This is a genomic window from Gilliamella sp. LMG 34361 (assembly GCF_984569075.1).
This window is the reverse complement of the sequence record NZ_OZ474903.1, coordinates 1,401,415-1,424,182: the sequence shown is the minus strand read 5'-3', so window position 1 is coordinate 1,424,182 and position 22,768 is coordinate 1,401,415. Positions and strand designations below refer to the sequence as shown.

The window sequence follows — 22,768 nt, the reverse complement described above, 5'->3', positions numbered from 1 at the left end:
CTTAATTAAAAATTCTTCAATAATGGGCTCAAAATCCAAGCATAAAGCAAGGCCACCGTAACGGTATCCACATCAGTTGCCGTAGCATTAACAAATCCCATTTGATTAAAGATAGTTACTAACAACGCGGGTAATAGCGTGATAAATATCCCATGGGCAATTCCACCAATTAAAGCTCCGCGACGTCCACCCACAGCATTACCAAAGATCCCAGCAGTACCACCTGCAAAAAAGTTAGTCAGCATACCAGGAAGAATCATTGCTAAGCCAAAGAAAGGTAAAGTTAACATCGCAATAACCGTACCAATAGTTGTGGTAATAAAACCAAGAATAACGGCATTAGGGCTATAGGGGAAAAACACAGGGCAATCAAGTGCAGGTATCGCATTAGGAACAATCTTCATGGCGATCCCTCTAAAAGCTGGCACGATTTCACCCAGTAATAACCTAACCCCAGCTAATAACACATAAATGCCAACCACAAATATGATTGCTTGAGTAAATGCATAAATGAGATAGTTTTGACCGCCAGATAGTGTCGAAGCATATTCTTCACCAGCAAAAAGTACGGTGATGATATATAAAGGAATCATCACCACCATAACTGACAAATAAGTATCTTGTAAAAACTCAAACGATTTTGGTAATTTCATATCTTCGATTGAGCGTTTATTTTCTCCTTTTTCACCAACAACATAAGCAACACCCGCCTCAAACAAATAACCAATAGTACAAAAATGCCCAAGTGCAATATCATTTGAACCAGTAACTTTACGAATAATAGGTTGTGCGATAGCGGGCATAAAGACCGCGAAAAGTGCGCCAATAAATCCACCTACTAAAATCAAGCTCACCCCCGAAAGACCAGCAAAATTACCGAACACGGTTGTCATAGTTGCCATCCAAAGAATCGCCTGACCAGTTAAAAAGATATACTTAAAGCGAGTAAAACGGGCAATTAAAATATTAAAAATAAATATCATCAAAAAGGTTAAGGCAATATCTCTACCCAAACCTAATTGATTCATAGCTTGACCATTGATAGCTTCAATGGAAGGAATAATCCCTTGCATATCAAAACCAGCAGTAAAAATTTGGCCAAAATAGGTCAAACTACCAACGATAATACTTGAACCTGCATTAAGTACCTGAAAACCAAGTAAGGTTTTAAGTGTTCCTGATATAGTTTGCCCTACCGATTTTTTTTGCAGAATAAGTCCAAGCATTGCAATCAAGCTAATCGTGATAGATGCTTGGGTTAAAATATTATCAATAATGAAGTTAATTACATTCATAATGCTCTCCTATTTGCTTATTAAAGCAACCCTTTCTTTTGTAAGACAGGACTTAGCTTTTCATCTATTTCAGACTTCGAAACGATATTTTTGAGATATACAATCGAGGTATTGTCACTGATATTAAATTTGGCAAATTGTGAGCGAAAATTTTCTGCGGTAATAATAATATCGGCATTCATCGACGCAGCAGAAGAAATATCAGTATGATCTAATTTTGCATCAATACCTTTAGCTTTTAGCACATCTTCAGTTGCCATTTGGGCTGCAAAACTACTACCAAGACCTGCACCACAAACAAATAAAATAGATAACTGACTCATTGGGGATCCTCCTATAGCTTATTGTGTTAAAGCTGGGGTTGGTTCATTAAATAAAATCGCTTTAAATTGCGAAACACAATTACACATTAATAAGCGTTCAAGCTTACATTCATCATTAATCAGTTCGATTAAACTTCGCATAATATTGAGGTGAGAAAAGGAATCGATAGCCGCCAAACAAAATATGATCTTAACTGGCCCCATATCTTGATTACCAAAATCGACAGGATCACGCATGGTCATCACGCTAAGTCCTAGTTGATTGACACCATCTTCAGGACGCGCATGCGCCAAAGCCAAATTTTTCCCGATAACGATATACGGTCCATATTGTTCAAGCGAACTAATCATGGCATCGACATAATTTTTTGAAATATAGTTTTTATGCAAAAGAGGTTGAGCAACAAAAGTGATAGCTTGTTGCCAATTAGAGCAAGCTTGTTGCAATATAATGTCATCATCGGTAAGAATATCTTTCAACATAGGCTGGATTTTCCTTTTATTGATTTTAAGATTATTAATAGCCAAACACTTCTCCAACTGGTTATAAATGGGCGCCGATACCAAACCGCCGCTCTCTTCAATTAAATTAACTAAGGAATAAAATAGATCAGTGGCGTTAGTGCAGTGATTAACAATACGTTGGTGATCACGATGTTTAGCTAAAAAGTCAGTAATAATAGGGTGATTTTTTTCTTTTAATATTGGTTCTAACACTAAAACAGGATGTTCAAAATGTGATAATGGAAAAGTCGAAAAAATCAAATCAAAATCAAGTTGCTTCAATAAATGCTGATCGTTACGACCCAAAATAGCTAAAATCTCAATATTAAAAAATTCTTTAAGTGATTGGGCTAAAAGATTAGACGTCGCAATACCATGATCGCAAATGACCACCGCTTTAAAATAGTAACTTCGCTCTTGATTAATCTCGCTGGCAAAAGCTGAAAAATGAATAGTTAAAAAAGCGACTTCATCTTCAGACACCTTATTACTTAGGGTAGTCTCAAGATTTTGTATAAATAGTGAAATAGCCGAATAAATAGCACCATAATTCTGTTTAATATTATCCAATAACGGATTAATAATGTGGATATTATTGCTCACCCGGGCAATTAAACCTGCTAAATGCTTACATAAATTTTCATATAACTGCTCTTGCTTGATGGAAAACGGTATATGAGTCTTTTCCTCAACATAATTGACCAATTTAATCGCTAACAATTGCGCATTTAACCAATCGATAGAATTATTAATATCCTTCGTATTAAAGGTTTCTAACATATAAATAATATATTGCTGTTCTTGACGACTAATTTGTAAAGAAGCATGTTGACAAACCAACCGAATAAATTTGGTAATATTGCCAGTATCATTATGATTAAAATCGGATCGAATCTTAGTGAGATGGTGATGTTGTTGATTACGGATGACCCAAATTGCAGTAAAAATAACAATTTGCTGTTTATAAATTTCATCATGAACTTGACTCATTGTTTGATCTGCCAGTTCAAACAATTTATTAATCAACGTTTGCGGAATATAATTAAATAACAGCTGTTGAATTAAACTTAGCTCATTTAACGGTTTTTTATAATCAAGATTACTTGCATATTGGTTAATCACCTCATACATCATTAAACGAATTGAACGTTCTAATCCAACTAATTGCATACCTAACTTAGGCTGACTAACCAATTCAATATCATATTTTTTTAAACGTAATTTAAGCTTACGAATATCTTCGTCTAACACACTTTTAGAAACGTAATAGATATTCTCTTTATGGCTTAAAATGGTTGGTATAACTGAAAAAGCAATCGACAATAGTAAATCAAATTGACGTTCTTCTTTACTTAAAATGGGGGAAACCGGTAATGCTTGTAAAGCAGTTTGAACTAACTGTTTTTGCTCATTAGTGCCATTGATGACAAAACCTTTATTACGAATTGAGGAAATAAGCGGCAACTGTTTTTTTTCAAGAAAATCGTTAATTTCTTGAATTTCATTTCTCATTGTACGAGCACTTATTTGAAACTCTTCCGACAATGCATCAATAGTTAATGGATAATCAACCGATATGAATTTTTTAAATACTTCAATTGTTCGTGTTCGCATATAACCATTCACCTTTTTACTTCATAAATTCAGTATAAGTGAGTGATAGTGACAGACCTAGTTGGTATTTTTGCAAAAAATCATTGCAAAAATTAATTATTGATTAAGTAATTAAATACGAGGTACCGTTTTATTATAGAAAAATGAGGGAACTATTCAGGCGGGATAAAAATTAAAAGTGGCGAATTATTCTCTGTAAATGAATCATAAAAATGACTCATTTACAGTTAAATTAACTTTAATAAAAGTTATTAGCGAGCTGATTTTTTCTTTTTCAAAATCGCCGCCATCAACGGGCGATGGCAATGATAAATCATCTCAGGTTTGAGCATAATCAACTCAGCCAAAGGGGTTGTCCAATCGGGAATTTCTGTGTTTTCTGGATGTTTAGGATCGATGGGATTATCAACATCAAATAACTCAGTATTGGCAAATAAAGCCTCTTTTTTGGCCACATCAACATCATCACTATCGCCAAGCATTTTACAATTAACTAATAGCTCTTGGGCAAATTGTTCTGGCCAATCTTCGGTAAAATGTTTTAACTTAGCAAAACCTGAAATATGCCTTAACATATCGCGGAACAACAATAAATAGACCATTTGAACGTTGCGACCTGACAAATTAGCCAACTGTTCATCAGACAACGTATTATTGATAATACTTGGTCCCCATTTAAAAAATAGTGTATCTTTATATACTTTAATAATCCGTTTAAGTGGAGCATATTTCGATTTAACTAAGCTATCAATCTCACGAGATAATTGCATAGTCGGGTAACCGACATGATTACGACCATTCAAATCTCGCTCTGAAAGCGCTGGGGCTCTCTGTTCTTTCGTATTTGATAATAATTTTTTCAAAAATCCTAACATGCTATAGCTCTAACTATCTATTTCTTTGTCTAACAATTTCAAATAAGCAAACACCAGTGGCAACCGACACATTAAGCGAAGAGACAATTCCTGCCATCGGTATACTCACCAACTCATCGCAATGCTCTTTGGTTAATCGACGCATACCTTCACCTTCTGCGCCCATCACCAAAGCCAGTGGTAATGGTTTCGAACTTTTATAAAAATCGGTTTGATAAAGTGTATTTGTCGCTTCACCAGCGGTACCCACAATCCAGACTTGATATTCATCTTGCAACATTCGCATAGTACGAGCAAGATTGGTTACCCTAACTACTGGCACACTCTCAGCGGCACCACATGCGACTTTCTGCGCTGTCGAATTAAGTGGTGCAGAGCGATCCTTTGGCACAATAATAAAATTGACACCAGCAGCATCAGCGGTACGAATGCAGGCACCTAAATTATGTGGGTCGGTCACACCATCTAAAATTAAGATAACCGGATTGGGATGTTGTTCCATCAATAATGGTATATCATTTTCTTGATAACCACGGCTTGGTTTCACCATCGCTAATATACCTTGATGAACACCATTTTTTGATTTTTCATCTAGATATTGTCTATTGGTTACTTTCACTGTTAAACCTAACTGTTCTAATTCTTGAACAAGTGCTGTCAAGCGTTTATCTTCTCGACCTTTAGCGATAAAAACTTCAATAATTCTTTCTGGCGCACGCGTTAACAATGCTTCAATGGCGTGGATACCGTATACTGTTTCACTCATCTATAAATTACTCTTTTTTCTCTTATTACTTGATATTGATGTCGATGCTGATTTAGATTTAGTCTTAGATGCCGCTTTAGATTTTGCTTTAGCTTTTGTGCGCTTTTTACTTTTTACTTTAGCTTCTGCTTTATTTGCTACTTTAGCGTTCGCTTTTTTCTTTTTGCTATCTGTTTGAATTTTAGCTTTGCGTTTTACTGGTAAATCAGCAGCAAAACTTATATCAGCTTTATTAGCTTTATCTCTTGCCGTCTTACCTTGGCGTTGTGGCTTATTATTACTGCCGACCAAAGAAAAATCAATTTTACGCTCTTCTGGGTTAACATTATCGACTTTTACTTGAACTTTATCACCTAAACGATAACTAAAGCGAGTATTCTCACCAATTAGACGATTACGGGATGCGTCATAAATATAATAATCATTTTCTAGCGACGAAACATGCACTAAACCATCAATAAACAGATCATCTAACCGGACAAAAAAGCCGAAATTAACCACACTCGAAATAGTACCATTGAATACCTCACCAACATGATCTTGCATATAGTCACATTTTAGCCAATCAACCACATCACGCACGGCTTCATCCGCACGACGTTCAGTCATTGAGCAGTGTTCACCAAAATAAAGCATTTCGCTAGTGGTATAACGATGTCCACCAGTTTTACTGGTTTTATGTTGTTCATTAGCCAGTACCCATTTAATGGCACGATGTAATAACAAATCCGGATAACGACGAATTGGCGAGGTAAAATGGGCATATTCGTCAAGCGCTAGGCCAAAATGACCACGATTTTCGGGATCATAAATTGCTTGCTTCATTGAGCGTAAAATTACAGTCTGTAACATCTCATGATCGGGTCTTGCTTCAACATCAACCATTAATTTGGCAATATCTTTAGGTGTTGGATTTGCACCACCGCCAAGTGATAAACCGAGTTCACTTAAAATACTGCGTAAATTGTTCATGCGATCTTCATCCGGTCTATCATGCACGCGAAATAAAGACGGAATCTCAGCATTAATCACCAATTTTGCTGCTGCAACATTGGCTAAAATCATACACTCTTCAATAATTTTATGTGCTTCATTACGCTGCACTAATTCAATACTCTCAATACGTTTATCTGCATTAAAAATGAATTTTGGCTCTTCTGACTCAAAACCAATTGCGCCACGAGCAACTCGGGCATTATCTAACACTTTGTAAAGCCCATAAAGATTTTCAAGATGGGGAACCAACTCACGATAATGTTCACGCAGCTCTTTATCGCCCTCCAAAATTTTGGCTACTTTGGTATAAGTTAATCGGGCATGTGAATTCATAACCGCTTCATAAAATTGATAACCGGTCAAACGCCCTTTATTCGATACCGTCATTTCACACACCAAACACAGACGATCCACTTGCGGATTGAGTGAGCAAAGACCATTGGATAACACTTCCGGCAACATCGGGATCACCCGCGATGGGAAATAAACGGAAGTCCCTCGCAAACAAGCCTCTTTATCTAACCCTTTAGTTGGTCGCACATAATAACTCACATCAGCTATCGCCACCCATAAACGGTAACCACCGCCGCGATTCTTTTGGCAATAGACCGCATCATCAAAGTCTCGCGCATCTTCACCATCAATGGTGACTAGCGGCAACTCGCGTAGATCTTTACGGCCTTTTTTGGCGCTTTCTGGTACTTGCTCACTAAATTTGCTGGCCTCTTTTTCAACCACTTTAGGAAATTCATAAGGGATTTCATGATTACGTAATGAAATATCGATAGCTAAATTGGTTCCCATAATTTCGCCAAGTACTTCCTTAATCACGCCGACCGCTTTTTGATGTCGCTCAGGACGTTGTTGTAATTCAACTACCACAACCGACCCCATTCTTACGGTGCGATTTGGTTTACCTGCGATTAAAATATCAAAGTTCAATCGACTGTCATCCGGCACCACAAAGCCAACGCCTTGCTCAATAAAATAACGACCAACAATTTGATTAGTGCGGGGTTCTAAAATCCGCACCACGCGCGCTTCGGTCTTACCTCGGTATTGGCTACCAATTGGTTGTGCTAATATAACATCGCCCTGTAAAACCTTTTTCATCTGCTCATGTGACAAGAAATAGTCTTCCGGCTTACCTTCAACTCGCAGAAAACCATAGCCATCACGATGAGCAATCACACTACCCTTAACCATATCGAATTTTTCTGGCAAGGCATAGCATTTACGCCGGGTATACACTACCTGACCATCACGTTCCATTGCCCGCAATCTGCGATGTAAAGCCTCTTTCTGCTCATCAGATTTGATTGATACGGCATTAGCTATTTTCTCTAAGCTGGCTGGTTTTGCTTCTTGGGTTAGATAATCCAAAATCAGTTCACGGCTTGCGATCGGCGAGTCATACTTTTGCGCCTCACGATCGTAAAATGGATCTTTTATCATATGGAGCGTCCTGTGATCGAATGTTGAGTTTAGGATAACATAGAGTTGCATAACTTAAAATCGACATCCAACCGATTATTAGCGAAATATAAGTTATTTTAACTACAGTATAATTTTAAAGTTATGATTTCTTAAATTAAATAATTAACATTAGATTACATAATTATTAATTACGTATTCAAAAAAAGATCGGTTTACCACATGAAATCTATTATTTTTTTAACTGTCTTTGTTTGGTTAAGTAGCTCTTTATCATCAACTATGGCTTCCGATAAACTCAAATCGATTAATCTGCAGCAACAAAATCAAGCATCAGATCCGTTTAGAAATCAAACAAAAATATCTAATACCACAATTGAGAAGATTAAACCCTTAATTAAAAATTGGCTCGATTATTATCATTTAGATATAGCAAATTTTTATACTGGAAATACAAGTTCTTGGCCATTTGATAAAAATGATCAGGGCATTTATACCCAAAGGTTTGATTATGCTAGTGATGATGTTTACATACCGCAAATGTATGACTATTCACCAAATAAACAAAAATATATCAGTTTTTTAGCTATTTATCATGAAACGCAATCTGATAAATATATTTTTTATGGCAACGAGGATTGCCAAGAAATCTATTTAATCGATCATAAAAATAAAACTAAAAGAATCGTGCTTTTTTTGGTATAAGCCAATTTTTAGAAGCCATTTTTTGGCTAGATGAAGATCATTTTATTGCTGTTGGCTATCAAGAAGGTGAATCTAACGACAGGTATTTTATGTATATATTTAGTCCAGATGATAAAATGGTTGATTATTATTTTGACGCAAAATCAGAGAAACTTAAATCAGATTATTTTTTTCAAAATCTAAACAAAAGAGGTGTAATAATTGATAATTAATATCGGCAATTTTTAATTGTCGTTCTTATAAAAATACATAATATTATCAGAATATTATAAATTAAAAATCGAATTAAATAAACTCATTGAACAAAGCATATTAGAAACTAAGTGTTTATTCAAAAACCCCGTTCCTCAACTTTTTTTAATGCATAATTTTTAGCTCCGCGCCGTTTAGGACATTTAATTCTTGGGTGTTTTTTTCATTTCGAAGGCAATTTCTGAGTTAGAGGTATTAACGATACCTTTAACAATTACTCTATCAGTTCAGATACTTGGCCCCTTATGGCCATCCCGTTTTGCTCAAATGTTCAATTTTTTAGAAAAATTTATTTGTCTCTCCTCACAGTAATCAGTACGAGACTTTCTTTTTCCATAGTTCAACTTTAACTTATCGCCTATTATTTGTTAAACATAAAAAAATAGCTTTACCAAATATATAAAGTATGATCTCAGTTGTCAGCATATGCAAAGGTACAATACTTCGCAAGCTACATTTAGCTTAAACGTAGTGGATTTTTTAAGTAGAAGAAGAAAAAGGGGCTGTGATAAAAAAATATTTTTACATTATACAAAATTGATAATGATAATAGCTTGATGATTTATTGAATTAAATAAAATCACCAATACTTTTAGTTTATTAATTAATTTGCGTTCATGTTTTCCCCATACATTTTACCAAACATTAGTAATGAAAACTATCTGTAGGTGTATAGTGTTAATATCACTTTTCAAATAGAATAGACATTAAGCCAATTCATTAGTTGATTTACCTTATATTTTAATTATTGGCATAGCCATTTTGATGCTTTTGTTAAAATAGATTAATTTACCATAGATAGGATTTGAATAAGAAACAGCGCTAAAAGATATTTAACTTACATCATCCTTAACTGATTTCGCCACTTATAAATGATAAGATTTGTTGAACAGATATAAATGAGAGGTTATCAAAAAACCTCTCATAAATTAGAAGATAAATTAACTATTTACCAGTATTTTGTTCTTGTGCGGATTGAATAGCGGTTAATGCAATAGTATAAACAATATCGTCAACTAAAGCGCCGCGAGATAGATCGTTAACAGGCTTACGCATACCTTGTAACATAGGCCCAATTGAAACAAGATCAGCTGAACGTTGTACGGCTTTGTAAGTAGTATTACCAGTATTTAAATCCGGGAAAATAAATACTGTCGCTTTACCTGCAACTTTAGAATTTGGTGCTTTAGATTTAGCCACATCAGGCATAACTGCTGCATCATATTGTAACGGTCCATCAATCATTAAATCTGGGCGTTTTTCTTGAGCAATGCGAGTTGCTTCTTTCACTTTTTCAACATCCGCGCCTTGACCTGAACTGCCTGTTGAATAAGAGATCATCGCAACACGTGGTTCAATTCCAAAGGCAATAGCTGTATCTGCTGATTGAATTGCGATTTCAGCAAGTTCTTGGGCGTTCGGATCTGGATTAATTGCACAGTCACCATAGATATAAACTTGGTCTGGCATCAACATAAAGAACACTGATGACACAAGTGAACTGCCTGGTGCTGTTTTGATTAATTGTAGTGGAGGACGAATAGTATTAGCCGTGGTATGGACTGCACCAGAGACTAAACCATCAACTTCATTTGCTTCTAGCATCATTGTACCAAGTACCACATTATCCGCTAATTGTTCGCGCGCAATAACTTCGGTCATACCTTTATTTTTACGTAATTCAACTAAACGCGGTACATATTTATCACGAATGCGATCTGGATCGACAATTTCAACACCCGCACCTAAAGTAACACCTTGAGAAGCCGCTACTTTGCGTACTTCATCTGGATTTCCAATTAACACACATTTAGCAATTTGACGATCGGCACAAATCGCAGCAGCTTTAATTGTTCTAGGTTCATCACCTTCAGGTAACACCACTACTTTTTTCGCATTACGTGCAAGTTCAGTTAATTGATAACGGAATGCTGGTGGTGATAAGCGACGAGCTGAACTAACTACTTCGTTCAATGATTTTATCCAATTCGCATCAATATGATCGGCAACAAAGTTTTGGGTATTATCCATTCTCTCTTTATCATCGACCGGAATTTCTAAATTGAATTGTTGTAAGTTAATTGAAGTTTGGAAGGTATTAGTTTTAACAGTAAATACAGGTAAACCGGTATCAAAAGCTGGTTGACATAATTTATAGATTTTTTCATCAATATCATAACCACCCGTTAATAGAACACCACCAATAGCAACACCATTCATTGCAGCTAAACAAATAGTGACTAAAACATCAGCACGATCGGCAGAGGTCACTAATAACGCGTTTGGTTGAAGGTGATTAATGATATTGGGAACGCTACGAGAGCAGAAAGAAACATGTTTGATTCGACGATTTTTGATGCCACCTTCATTAATAATTTTAGCTTCTAAATGGTTAGCAATGTCAAAAGTTCGACAAGCACTTAAATCGATATTCCAAGGAATGCAGCCAAGTACCGGTAATGGACTATGCTCACTTAAATCCTTAATTGTAATTTTCTTACCATCAAATTTAGGCGTATGATAAATTTCAACCACATCTGGACGTGCAAGATTTTGCTCTTCAACTGGTGCGTTCACTTTATTAACAATTACACCAATAATTTTATCATTTTTGATGCCACCAAAATTAGAACGAGCAATTTCAATACGATCTTTTAACTGTTCTGGGTTATCTTTACCCATATTGACAACAAAAATAATTTCTGCACCTAAGGTTTTCGCGATATTATTATTTAATTCATTAGCAAATGGATAATCAATGGTCGGTACGATCCCTTCAACTAAAACAACATCAGCACCTTTAGTATTTTCTGCGTAAAGCGCAACGATTTCTTCCATCAACACATCTTGTTGATTTAAACCTAATAAGTTTTCAACATGACTCATTTTTAAAGGTTTTAAAGTAGGAATCGATGTATTATTACTAACTAAAGTCGTTGTATTATCAGGTGCATCCCCTCCTGATCTTGGTTGAGCAACTGGTTTAAATACATTCAAGTTAATACCTTGACGTTCCATTGCTCGAATAACACCAAGACTTACACCTGTTAATCCAACATTGGTACCAGTTGGAATAAGCATAATGGTACGAGACATAATAAGTTTCCTCTTAATTCTTTGTTAAATCCAAAAACAAACCGCCTTATCGGCGGTTTCAAAATCCTTAAGCTGTTAAGCGTGCAGCATCTTGTGCAATGACAAGTTCTTCGTTAGTTGGAATAACCATTGCGATAGCTGAACCATCTTTAGTGATGACACCGCCGTTACCAAAACGTGCCGCTAAATTGCGTTCTTGATCAAGCTCAAAACCAAGTATGCTTAATTTTTCTAAAGTTTTGCGACGAATTACTTCAGCATTTTCACCAATACCACCAGTAAACACGATAGCATCTAAACGGCCATCTAATAACATTGCATAACCACCGATGTATTTTACTAAACGATGAACAAATACTTCTAAAGCATTTTTCGCATTTTCATCTTTATCTGCATTATCTGTTACATAACGACAATCGCTACTTACACCGGTTAAGCCTAATAAACCTGATTTTTTATTTAATAGATTATTAATATCAGCAACTGACATATTTAAATTGTCATGTAAGAAGAACATAATAGCTGGATCGATATCACCACTACGAGTGCCCATAACAAGGCCTTCAAGTGGCGTTAAGCCCATAGAAGTTTCAACGCATTTACCGTTCTTCACAGCAGTAATTGAAGCTCCATTACCCAAATGACAGGTGATCACATTGGTTTGATCAACAGGTTTATTTAATAATTTTGCTGCTTCACGACTTACATAATAATGGCTAGTACCATGAGCACCATAACGACGAACGCCGTGTTTAGTATATAATTCGTTAGGAATTGCATATAAATAGGCTTCTTTTGGCATTGTAGTATGGAAAGCGGTATCAAACACGGCAACATTTTTATTTTTTAAATTTGGAAATGCAGCAAAAGCCTCACGAATACCAATTAAATGAGCTGGATTATGTAAAGGAGCAAAAGCTGATGCTTCTTCAATACCTTTTAAAACTGAATCATCAATCACAACTGATTGGGTATACTTTTCACCGCCATGAACAATACGGTGCCCAATTGATTTAATACTGTCTAATAATTCTGGTTTTTGTGGAAAAATACTATTAACGATAAATCTAATCGCTTCGCTATGCGCAGCGCCAGGACCCAAAGAAGCTTCTTGCTTTTCACCATCTAATTTCCATTTGATACGGGCATCAGGAAGGTGAAAACATTCAGCTAAGCCAGATAAAAATTCATCGCCATTTTCAGGGTTTATGATAGCGAATTTTAAAGATGAACTTCCACAATTCAGAACAAGAGCATTATTACTTGATGACATAGTAATTCCTATAAATTAAATAAAAAGATTTATACCAATCAAACTTGGTAACTCTACACATAATTAAATAATCAATGTGTTATACAAGGCGACTTCTGATATCTTGAATTTTGATATAAAATAAAGAGAGCCCCCAATTTGAATAGTACTATTTTAAGACAATAAAATGTGAATGTCGAGGAATCCAAACCAGATGAACTTAGTTAAAATTTTTAAGGCAGGACAAAGATATATAGATATTTGCCCAAAAGACAGGGCGCTATACTATTCATTTCCGGAATTAAAAGTGATTAACTACATCAAAATGACAAAAAAAATTTTACCGCCCATCATCATCGGCTTAATTCTTTGGCAATATTATTTACCTGCACAATTAGCGGTTACACTCATTACTATTTTATTTGCCTTAAGCTTACCTATTCAAGGGATCTTATGGTTAGGCTATCGCTCTCAATCACCATTACCTCTCAACTTAGTTGATAGTTATAATCGTATCAAATCACAACTAATTGAAAAGAAGGTATTAAGTCCAAATAGGAATCCTAATGAAAAATTAACCTTTGAATCGTTAATGAAACTTTTAAACTTATCTAAAATTCATTTAGATAATTACTTTGGACAAGATGACAACAACTGATATATCCATGCAAAAATTTTTGGAAAAATTAAAAAATCAAATCAATGAACTTGAACAGCAAATCAGCCTATCTGATCAACAATTTTATCAAGAACATTATTTTGATGAGCATCTATTTTACACCAGCAAAATTGAAACCAACAATCAATTCTATCTTGACAAAATAAAACAAACCTACCGAGCGCTTAATGATGCAGCGCTCTCATATAAACACTCACAAATCGAATTTTTGTCTGAAAAGTTAATTGACCAAATCACTGCACTTACTCGTGAACTTGCTACTCGGCATTTACGTAAACGTACCACTGAGCATATTATTCACGAAACATTAGCTGAAAAACACTCTAGACATTTAGATTATCTGCGACGACTACAAGAAATGAAATACGAATTTGAACTTTCAACAGAATCGATAGATCACACTAAAATAGCCACCTTAGATAATCGCATATCCCGCTGTGAACAAGCTATAAAAAAGATTGAGTTAGACATAGAAAATTGTATACTTGATTAACTTAAAACGTTACCATAACGCTAATTATTAGTTTCAATTATTCAATCAGATAGATAAGTAATCGATTTTAATTTGATTATCGCTTCAAAATTACCTATGTTGTAATAGAAGCATAATAAAATAATACAAATATTTATATTCTCGTCATAAATTATGGGTTATCTATATTAACCTAATGGTCATTAAAAGACATAACATGAGACGGTGTAAATTCAAATTTTTAAATATGACCAATTTACTTAATAAGAAATCCATATTAAATGAAAAACCTTGATTTATTATTACTGGAAAATAGAATTTATCAACTCGCAAGTTTTTCAAATTAGCTATGTATCACCATTGATATCAGTAATTTTTCTCATTATTTTTTTGCTTATTACCAAATTGCATATTGTTATAATTATTAATTAGTTCCATCTTTCATCGTTACATTTATAATTGATATTACTTATTAGCACTAACAAAATGATGCTATTTGTCATTAAGCAATAAAAGGATCCAAGCATGAGTAAGATATTTGATGATAATTCACAAACTATTGGCCACACACCTCTAGTTCGATTAAAACATTTTGGTAAAGGTAACATATTAGCCAAAGTCGAATCTCGTAATCCTAGCTTCAGCATAAAATGTCGTATTGCATCAAATATGATTTGGGATGCCGAAAAAAGAGGTTTGCTCACCTCTGATGTTGAACTTATTGAACCAACCAGTGGTAATACGGGTATTGCATTAGCTGCTGTGGCTGCTGCTCGTGGTTACAAATTAACCTTAACCATGCCTGAGAGCATGAGTATTGAACGTCGCAAACTTCTAAAAGCGTTAGGTGCTAACCTAGTATTAACTGAAACGGCCAAAGGGATGAAAGGCGCAATCGAAAAAGCTGAGGAGATCGTCGCCAGCAATCCAAAACACAATATCATGCTTCAACAATTCAGTAATCCCGCCAATCCGGAAATACACGAAAAAACCACAGGACCAGAAATCTGGCTTGATACTGATGGGCAAGTCGACATCTTCGTTGCTGGCGTAGGGACCGGTGGAACATTTACTGGCGTAACAAAATACATCAAAAATACTCAAGGTAAAAACATTACTGCTGTCGCGGTTGAACCATCTACTTCTCCTGTTATCACTCAGGCACTGTCCGGTGAACCTATCAAACCAGGACCACATAAAATACAAGGTATTGGAGCCGGATTTATTCCTGATAACTTGGATTTAAGCTTGATTGATTTGGTCGAAAGAGTCTCTAACGAAGAAGCCATCGAAACCGCACGTATAATAATGGAAAAAGAAGGCATTTTAGCGGGAATTTCATCCGGTGCGGCAGTATTTGCCGCAGATCGCTTAGCGCGATTACCAGAAAATGCCAATAAAACCATCGTGGTTATCTTACCATCTTCAGGTGAACGTTATCTTAGTACTGATTTATTTAGTGGTATTTTTACTGAAAAAGAACTTGGTTAATTTATACTACACAAGCAAAACACCGCCAATCGGCGGTGTTTTATTAAATATTCTGTCATTAAAACTGAATGTCAATTAGTGCAGTTAATCATCTTGAACAATACCAAAGTGTCGATAAGCATGCGGTGTTGCAATTCGTCCCCTTGGCGTTCTTTGAATATAGCCCTGTTGAATCAAAAAAGGCTCCAACACATCTTCAATAGTTTCACGTTCTTCGCCTATTGCAGCTGCAATATTATCCAATCCAACTGGCCCCCCCATAAATTTTTCGATAATAGCTAGTAGTAACTTACGATCCATATAATCAAAGCCCGCATTATCAACATCTAACATATCTAAAGCTTGAGTGGCAATACGTTCATCAATAACGCCTTTAGATTTCACATCAGCATAATCTCTAACCCGTCGTAATAAACGATTAGCAATTCGAGGGGTACCTCGAGAACGTTTAGCAATTAAGTAAGCTCCTTCTTTAGAAAGATCCATTCCTAAAAATTTTGCACTACGACTTACGATATATTCCAAATCCTCAACCCGATAAAACTCAAGGCGTTGCACAATTCCAAAACGATCACGTAATGGCGATGTTAATGAACCAGCTCGTGTGGTTGCGCCAATGAGCGTAAACGGTGGTAAATCGATTTTGATTGAGCGTGCAGCAGGACCTTCACCAATCATAATATCTAGCTGATAATCTTCCATGGCAGGATACAAGATTTCTTCAACAACGGGGGATAAACGATGGATTTCATCAATAAACAATACATCATTTGGCTCTAAATTGGTTAACATTGCCGCCAAATCACCTGCTTTTTCTAACACCGGACCAGAAGTTGTGCGCAAATTTACATTCATTTCATTAGCGACAATATTGGCCAATGTTGTTTTACCTAAGCCTGGTGGACCAAAAATTAGAACATGATCAAGTGCATCACTGCGTTGCTTAGCTGCTTGAATAAATATTTTCATCTGCTCACGCACTTGAGGTTGACCAATATATTCATCCAAATATTTAGGACGAATAGCTCGATCTAGCGACTCTTCTTCTTTTTGAGCCTGTGGTGCAATTAAACGATCCGCTTCAATCATCATCGATCCTTACTTTCTTTATAATGCTGACTTTAATGCTTCACGTATTAGCATTTCACAATCCATGTCTGGCTTCATAACTTTACTAATAATACGACTCGCTTCTTGTGGTTTATAACCAAGAGCAATAAGTGCAGAAACCGCTTCACCTTCAATTTGATTTGTTGATTTTTTAACGCTGCCGGTCTCTAGAGTTGCGTTCACATTTACTAACTCTTCATTGAATCTTTTGACACGATCTTTCATCTCAACAATCAATCGTTCAGCCGTTTTGGTACCAACGCCTGGTAATTTAACTAGGGTTTTAATCTCACTTTGTTCAACCGCACTAATAAATTGACCAGCGGACATTCCAGATAAAATCGCTAACGCTAATTTTGGCCCAACACCATTAACTTTAATTAACTCACGAAACAACTCTCGCTCTTGTTCATGATTAAAACCATATAATACTTGAGCATCTTCTCGGACGGCAAAATGAGTTAACACAATCACTTCTTTACCATTATCAGGTAACTCATAAAAACAGGTCATTGGCATAAAAACTTCATAGCCAACACCACCAACTTCAATCAATACTTTTGGAGGTTGTTTTTCAATAATGATTCCACGTAAACGACCTATCACAATATATCCTTAATAAATTAATGGGAATTAATAAACAACTGTAGTTTACCTGATAGGAGAAAATTAATAAAGATAAACTGTATAAATAGACAGGCAATTAATAAAAAACGTGCCGACACAAGTCGGCAATGCGAATCTGAAAATGTAGAGTTAATTATTCATATTAGAATGGCATTTTAAAACCGGGTGGTAACTGCATGCCTCCAGTAACTTGAGCCATACGCTCTTTTTGAGCTTCTTCCAAACGACGAGTGGCATCATTGTAAGCAGCAGCGATCAAATCTTCTAACATCTCTTTATCATCTTCGGTCAATAAAGAGGGATCTATTTCGACTCGTTTACAACTATGTGCACCATTAACTGTAACCTTAACGATGCCCGCGCCAGACTCACCGGTAACCTCTAATTTAGCAATCTCTTCCTGAGCTTGCTGCATTTTCGCTTGCATTTGTTGAGCTTGTTTCATCAAATTGCCCAAACCACCTTTTCCACCTGGAAACATAATAATTCCTCTTTAAAAACAATTAGTCTGTAATTATACAGGACGAATACTCAATTCATCAATCTTAGCATCAAAATATTGACAAATCGTGTCAACTTTAGGATCTTCATAAATTGTCTGTTTAGCTTGCTCAAGCTTTTGTTGATATAAATCTTCTCGCAATTCTAAAGGTGTTCTAATATTGTTACTATCATCAATTTCAATCTCTAATTTAAGTGGCTTTCGACGATAAGTCGACATCGCGGTTTGCAGCTTAGTACAATTTTCGGATGATTTAGTTAGATGCCTAACAGCCGAACGGGTATGCAAAACAACCCGATTATCATCAACTATTTCAGGATACGAATTAATCGCAATTTGTTTAATTAACGGCGCAATTTCCAATTTTTCAATTTCAGCACTCCAAGCATCTTTTTCAACCATTTCTTCAATCAATTTTTTGGTCATCTCTGGCGTTTTATCAACTTTAAGGGACTCCCTAACTGACTTAGCATCAATGACTGTCTCATTTTTAGATTCAATCAGCCCTGTCGACTGCCATTGATAATTTTCTGCAGTAATTTCCTTTTCATCTTCGACCGCATCAACCGCTACTGCATTAACCTCTGATTTGGCAACCTGCTTGTTTAATATCGAGTTAACAATATTGCTTGATGGTTGATTGATACCAACCTGTTCAGGCTTTTTTGGATTTTGTTCCCCTTTCATTAACTGCATTCGCATCTCTAGGATATTTTTAGTGATGGATGAAGCATCATCAGGCAGCGACATGGTAGGATTAGATACAGGTGGTACATCATTATTATTTTGATCGACTTGTTTATTAACATTATTATTGACTGATAATTGTGGTAGAGTCGCTGATTCAACTGACGAACAAGTTGCGTCTTTTATTGCAGAAATCGGCGACGTTATCGCAGAGGCTTCTAATGCTGGTGTAGACTTAACTTTTGACGGACTAGACTTTGGGGCAGTCGGTTTCCCCCCTGCAGGCGCTTTAACTGTAGAAGCAGTAGTCAAATATTCATCTTTAGGCATAAAAGCTAACGCACGTAAAAAGCTCATCTCAACGCCCATCTTTTTATCCGGCACAAACGCAAGTTCTTTGCGACCCATTAATAAAATTTGATAGAATAATTGCACATCATTTGGAGCCATATATTGTGCTAAAAAACGCAACTGCTCCTCACTATCTGTATAATCGCCTAAAGCGGTTGGTACCACCTGCAATAATGCAATTTGGTGTAACAACGCGATACTTTCCGCTAATAAGTTATCCCAATCAGCTCCTTGCATTGCCGCCGCTTCAATTTGTTGCATTAATGAATTACCATCCCCTTGATAGAGTGCGTTAACTAATGCAAAAGGGATTGCCTTATCTAGGGTGCCAAGCATAGATGCGACTGAAACCGTATCAACTTTACCATTACCAAGTGCAATAGCCTGATCGGTCAAACTTAATGCATCTCGCATACTACCATTAGCGGCTTTTGCTAACAACTGAATGGCTTTTGGCTCACCCTCAATTTGCTCTAATTGCAAAATATGATTTAACTGACCACCAATTAATGACCTATCAAGCACATTCAAATGCAAATGTAAACATCGAGACAAAATAGTGATAGGTAATTTTTGAGGATCGGTGGTCGCCAACAAAAATTTAACGTGTTCCGGTGGCTCTTCTAAGGTTTTTAATAATGCATTAAAACTGTTACGAGACAACATATGCACTTCATCAATCAAATAAACCTTAAAACGCCCTTTGGTTGGCAAATATTGAATATTATCTAGAATTTCACGTGTGTCTTCGACTTTAGTCCGTGAAGCAGCATCGATTTCTAACAAATCAACGAAACGACCTTGCTCAATATCGCGACAATTATCACAAACACCACAAGGTGTTGCCGTAATACCACTATCACAGTTTAAGCCTTTAGCTAACAAACGAGCGATTGACGTCTTTCCTACACCTCGAGTACCAGAAAATAGATAAGCATGATGCACTCGACCAAGAGATAGGGCATTAGATAAAATCTTCAAAACATGTTGTTGCCCCACCACCTCACAAAATGATTTTGGTCGCCATTTACGCGCTAAAACTTGATAACTCATAATCACCATTACTTATTACTATTAAGTTTTACTAATGATACCATAAACAGTTAAATTAGTCTTTAAGATGCCAATAATCGAGTTAATAATAAACAACATCTTGTTAATTAAAAATATTTTGAAAAACAACTCTTATTATAAAAAAACACGAGTTTGACAAACCATGTGATAATTAACTTCATCAACTTGGGATTTTTCGTTCAAAAACCCCGTTCCTCAACTTTTTTAATTAATAAACCGATTAAAAAATCATAACTCACGGCCTTATATGTCTTTAATCATAAAATTATTAATTTCATCTAAAAATAGATCACCGTATTTCTCCAATTTAATTTTACCGACACCCGATACATTAATCAGTTGATTCTTACTTTCTGGCATGGTTTGCACCATTTCAAGCAAAGTAGCATCACTAAATACAATATAAGGAGGGATATCGTCCATATCGGCAATCTGTTTACGTAATCGCTTAAGATTATTAAATAAGATCCGTTCTTCGTAGGATAAAATAGTGGTTAAATTAATTGCCCGAGCATAACGATTTAAGCGGCTCTTTTTAACAATTTCTAATCGTGGTTTTGTTAATTTTAACTTCATCGTGCCTTTTAATATTGCTCGTGCATTTTCAGTCAACTGCAAAGTAGTAAACGTAGAAATATTTTGTCGCAAATACCCTAAAAAAACTAACTGTCTAATCACACTATGCCAGTAATCAGAAGAGTGCTGTTTACCAATCCCATAGACCGACAATTTATCATGACCATTATCTTTAATTTGCGAACGCCCTGAACCACGTAGAATATCGATAATATATTGAGCACCATAACGCTGCTCAACTCGATATACACAAGACAAAATCTTTTGCGCATCAATCAATGCATCATATTGCTCAGGTGGATAAAGACAAATATCGCAGTTATTACAAGGCTCCATACGTTGTTCACCAAAATAATTTAACAACACAATGCGCCGACAAGTCAAACATTGCGCAAACGATTCCATGGCTTGAATTTTATGAAGTTCTACTTGCTTCTGATCATTATCATACTTTTCGGCGATCTGACGTTGATACCAATTTAAATCTTTGCTGTTAAATAACAACATAGCTTCTGCGGGTACACCATCACGACCAGCACGACCGGTTTCTTGATAATAGGCTTCAATTGAACGCGGGCAATCAGCATGAACAACAAACCGCACATTAGGCTTATTGATCCCCATACCAAAAGCAACTGTTGCCACAATAATTTGGGTATTATCCTTTAAAAAACTCTCCTGGGCGCTTTGCCGCTCATTTGTAGACAATCCGGCATGATAAGCAATAGCCGAAAAACCTCGTGCAACAAGCCTTGTTGTCATATCTTCAACTTTAGAGCGGCTAGAACAATAAACAATACCACTATTACCTTTTTGCGTCTCAATAAATGATACTACTTGTTCAGTAAGATTAAATTTTTCCACCACAGTATAACGAATATTCGGCCGGTCAAAACTGCGAACGACAACCAACGGATTGACTAAATTAAGCTGGTTAAGAATATCTTGTTGCGTCATCTTATCGGCAGTGGCGGTAAGAGCGATGATTGGTACTTTGGAAAAGCGCCTTGATAATTGATTCAATTGACGATAATCAGGTCTAAAATCATGCCCCCATTGTGAAATACAATGCGCTTCATCAATTGCAATTAAAGATGGGGGATGCTGTTCAAGCAGAGCTCCAAACGATGACAATGCTAACCGCTCAGGTGAAATATACAACAACTTAATCGAGTGGCTTAAATACTGTTCAATAACATTTTTCTGTTCAATTCCTGTTTGAGTCGCATTTAAAAACGCAGCAGGAATACCATTCACTAATAACTGATCGACCTGATCTTTCATTAAAGAAATAAGAGGAGAAATCACCAAAGCCGTACCAGGCAAAACTACCGCCGGAATTTGGTAACAGAGGGACTTACCACCACCGGTCGGAATAATAGTTAAAACATCACGCCCGTCAATCACTGATTCAATAATTTCTTTTTGTTGATTCCTAAATGATTTATAGCCAAAAACATTATGCAGAACATCTTCAATCTGATCTTTAAATGACATAATACCCTGAACCAGTAATAACTTAACGAAAACGTGGAGTATAGCTAATTTAAAACTAACAAACCACAGTGAATTTACATCTACTTACAAATTATAATAAAAATAGAATCCAGCTCTAATAAACACATGAATTAGTGAAAATAGAATTATAAAAATGTGACTAATATTCGAATTTTCAATAATGATTTTGTTTATTTTATCATCAATTCAGCTCGACAGATTAAAAAAACAGCTATTTTTAATTATTTTACTTGAAACAAAACTATTTGCCCGCTAATATTTGCGTGTTTTCAAAATATACGCCCGTAGCTCAGTTGGTTAGAGCATCACCTTGACATGGTGGGGGTCAGTGGTTCGAGTCCACCCGGGCGTACCAATTTAAAATCTTATTCTACAAGCCTTACAAGAAATTGCAATTTTCTTAAAAAAACTGTTGGGGTAAGGCCTCCGGCAATAAGTTTGTATTTTTAATATCAAAATATCTAATTTTTGCGATCCACTTCACAATATTAATATCACAAATTCACATAAAAATATTTTAGTTTATGATATATAAAACTAACTATTTTTAATCTCATGATAAAATACAC

At 35.8% G+C, this 22,768-nt stretch carries 17 protein-coding genes and 1 tRNA gene; 5 read left to right on the top strand and 13 right to left on the bottom strand.

Annotation, left to right across the window (positions count from 1 at the left end):
* Nucleotides 1–5: 5 nt before the first annotated feature.
* From AC5LXI_RS06815 to rnr, 6 genes are all read right to left on the bottom strand, one after another.
* A complete protein-coding gene (locus AC5LXI_RS06815) occupies nucleotides 6–1,295 on the bottom strand; it encodes a PTS sugar transporter subunit IIC (RefSeq protein ID WP_493444109.1) in 1,290 nt (429 codons plus the stop codon).
* Nucleotides 1,296–1,315: 20 nt separating this feature from the next.
* Entirely contained in the window at nucleotides 1,316–1,618 is a 303-nt protein-coding gene (locus tag AC5LXI_RS06810; protein WP_493444108.1) for a PTS sugar transporter subunit IIB, read from the bottom strand.
* Between the two features lie 18 nt (nucleotides 1,619–1,636).
* Nucleotides 1,637–3,736, bottom strand: coding sequence for a BglG family transcription antiterminator (locus tag AC5LXI_RS06805; protein ID WP_493444107.1), 2,100 nt, complete (start codon nucleotides 3,734–3,736; stop codon nucleotides 1,637–1,639).
* A gap of 251 nt (nucleotides 3,737–3,987) precedes the next feature.
* A complete protein-coding gene (locus tag AC5LXI_RS06800; RefSeq protein WP_493444106.1) occupies nucleotides 3,988–4,599 on the bottom strand; it encodes a hypothetical protein in 612 nt (203 codons plus the stop codon).
* A gap of 25 nt (nucleotides 4,600–4,624) precedes the next feature.
* The gene (gene rlmB / locus AC5LXI_RS06795; RefSeq protein ID WP_493444105.1) at nucleotides 4,625–5,377 is read right to left on the bottom strand and encodes a 23S rRNA (guanosine(2251)-2'-O)-methyltransferase RlmB; all 753 of its coding nucleotides are present in this window, start codon (nucleotides 5,375–5,377) and stop codon (nucleotides 4,625–4,627) included.
* Entirely contained in the window at nucleotides 5,378–7,828 is a 2,451-nt protein-coding gene (rnr, locus tag AC5LXI_RS06790) for a ribonuclease R (protein WP_493444104.1), read from the bottom strand. It abuts the gene before it with no gap.
* Between the two features lie 201 nt (nucleotides 7,829–8,029).
* Between rnr and AC5LXI_RS06785 the strand changes: the two genes are divergently transcribed.
* A complete protein-coding gene (locus AC5LXI_RS06785) occupies nucleotides 8,030–8,512 on the top strand; it encodes a hypothetical protein (protein WP_493444103.1) in 483 nt (160 codons plus the stop codon).
* 1,197 nt (nucleotides 8,513–9,709) lie between these two features.
* Here AC5LXI_RS06785 and pta read toward each other — a convergent pair.
* Nucleotides 9,710–11,860, bottom strand: a complete 2,151-nt coding sequence (gene pta, locus AC5LXI_RS06780; RefSeq protein ID WP_493444102.1) for a phosphate acetyltransferase — start codon at nucleotides 11,858–11,860, stop codon at nucleotides 9,710–9,712.
* Between the two features lie 67 nt (nucleotides 11,861–11,927).
* Nucleotides 11,928–13,133, bottom strand: coding sequence for an acetate kinase (locus tag AC5LXI_RS06775; protein WP_493444101.1), 1,206 nt, complete (start codon nucleotides 13,131–13,133; stop codon nucleotides 11,928–11,930).
* 193 nt (nucleotides 13,134–13,326) lie between these two features.
* Between AC5LXI_RS06775 and yfbV the strand changes: the two genes are divergently transcribed.
* The 3 genes from yfbV to cysK all read left to right on the top strand — a co-directional run bounded on the left by yfbV (nucleotide 13,327) and on the right by cysK (nucleotide 15,754).
* Nucleotides 13,327–13,770: a terminus macrodomain insulation protein YfbV gene (gene yfbV / locus AC5LXI_RS06770; protein WP_493444100.1), complete on the top strand. Its 444-nt coding sequence runs from the start codon at nucleotides 13,327–13,329 to the stop codon at nucleotides 13,768–13,770.
* On the top strand, nucleotides 13,757–14,284 hold the full coding sequence (gene priC, locus AC5LXI_RS06765) for a primosomal replication protein PriC (protein WP_493444099.1): 528 nt from the start codon (nucleotides 13,757–13,759) through the stop codon (nucleotides 14,282–14,284). Before yfbV ends, priC begins: the two co-directional genes overlap by 14 nt.
* A gap of 504 nt (nucleotides 14,285–14,788) precedes the next feature.
* Entirely contained in the window at nucleotides 14,789–15,754 is a 966-nt protein-coding gene (cysK, locus tag AC5LXI_RS06760) for a cysteine synthase A (RefSeq protein WP_493444098.1), read from the top strand.
* An 84-nt stretch (nucleotides 15,755–15,838) separates the two neighbouring features.
* On the opposite strand, the gene ruvB is transcribed toward cysK, so the two are convergent.
* The 5 genes from ruvB to recQ all read right to left on the bottom strand — a co-directional run bounded on the left by ruvB (nucleotide 15,839) and on the right by recQ (nucleotide 22,178).
* Nucleotides 15,839–16,843 carry a Holliday junction branch migration DNA helicase RuvB gene (gene ruvB, locus AC5LXI_RS06755; RefSeq protein WP_493444097.1) on the bottom strand — a complete coding sequence of 335 codons (1,005 nt, stop codon included), beginning with the start codon at nucleotides 16,841–16,843 and terminating at the stop codon, nucleotides 15,839–15,841.
* A gap of 18 nt (nucleotides 16,844–16,861) precedes the next feature.
* Nucleotides 16,862–17,470, bottom strand: coding sequence for a Holliday junction branch migration protein RuvA (gene ruvA / locus AC5LXI_RS06750; protein ID WP_493444096.1), 609 nt, complete (start codon nucleotides 17,468–17,470; stop codon nucleotides 16,862–16,864).
* A gap of 163 nt (nucleotides 17,471–17,633) precedes the next feature.
* Complete coding sequence (locus AC5LXI_RS06745) at nucleotides 17,634–17,972, bottom strand: YbaB/EbfC family nucleoid-associated protein (RefSeq protein ID WP_065578932.1); 339 nt, start codon at nucleotides 17,970–17,972, stop codon at nucleotides 17,634–17,636.
* A gap of 33 nt (nucleotides 17,973–18,005) precedes the next feature.
* Nucleotides 18,006–20,084 (bottom strand): DNA polymerase III subunit gamma/tau, encoded by a 2,079-nt coding sequence (gene dnaX / locus AC5LXI_RS06740; protein WP_493444095.1) that lies wholly within the window; start codon nucleotides 20,082–20,084, stop codon nucleotides 18,006–18,008.
* Nucleotides 20,085–20,348: 264 nt separating this feature from the next.
* Nucleotides 20,349–22,178 carry a DNA helicase RecQ gene (recQ, locus tag AC5LXI_RS06735; RefSeq protein ID WP_493444094.1) on the bottom strand — a complete coding sequence of 610 codons (1,830 nt, stop codon included), beginning with the start codon at nucleotides 22,176–22,178 and terminating at the stop codon, nucleotides 20,349–20,351.
* Nucleotides 22,179–22,477: 299 nt separating this feature from the next.
* On the opposite strand from recQ, the gene AC5LXI_RS06730 reads away from it, so the two are divergent.
* A tRNA-Val gene (locus tag AC5LXI_RS06730) sits at nucleotides 22,478–22,554 on the top strand.
* The last annotated feature ends 214 nt before the right edge of the window (nucleotides 22,555–22,768 follow it).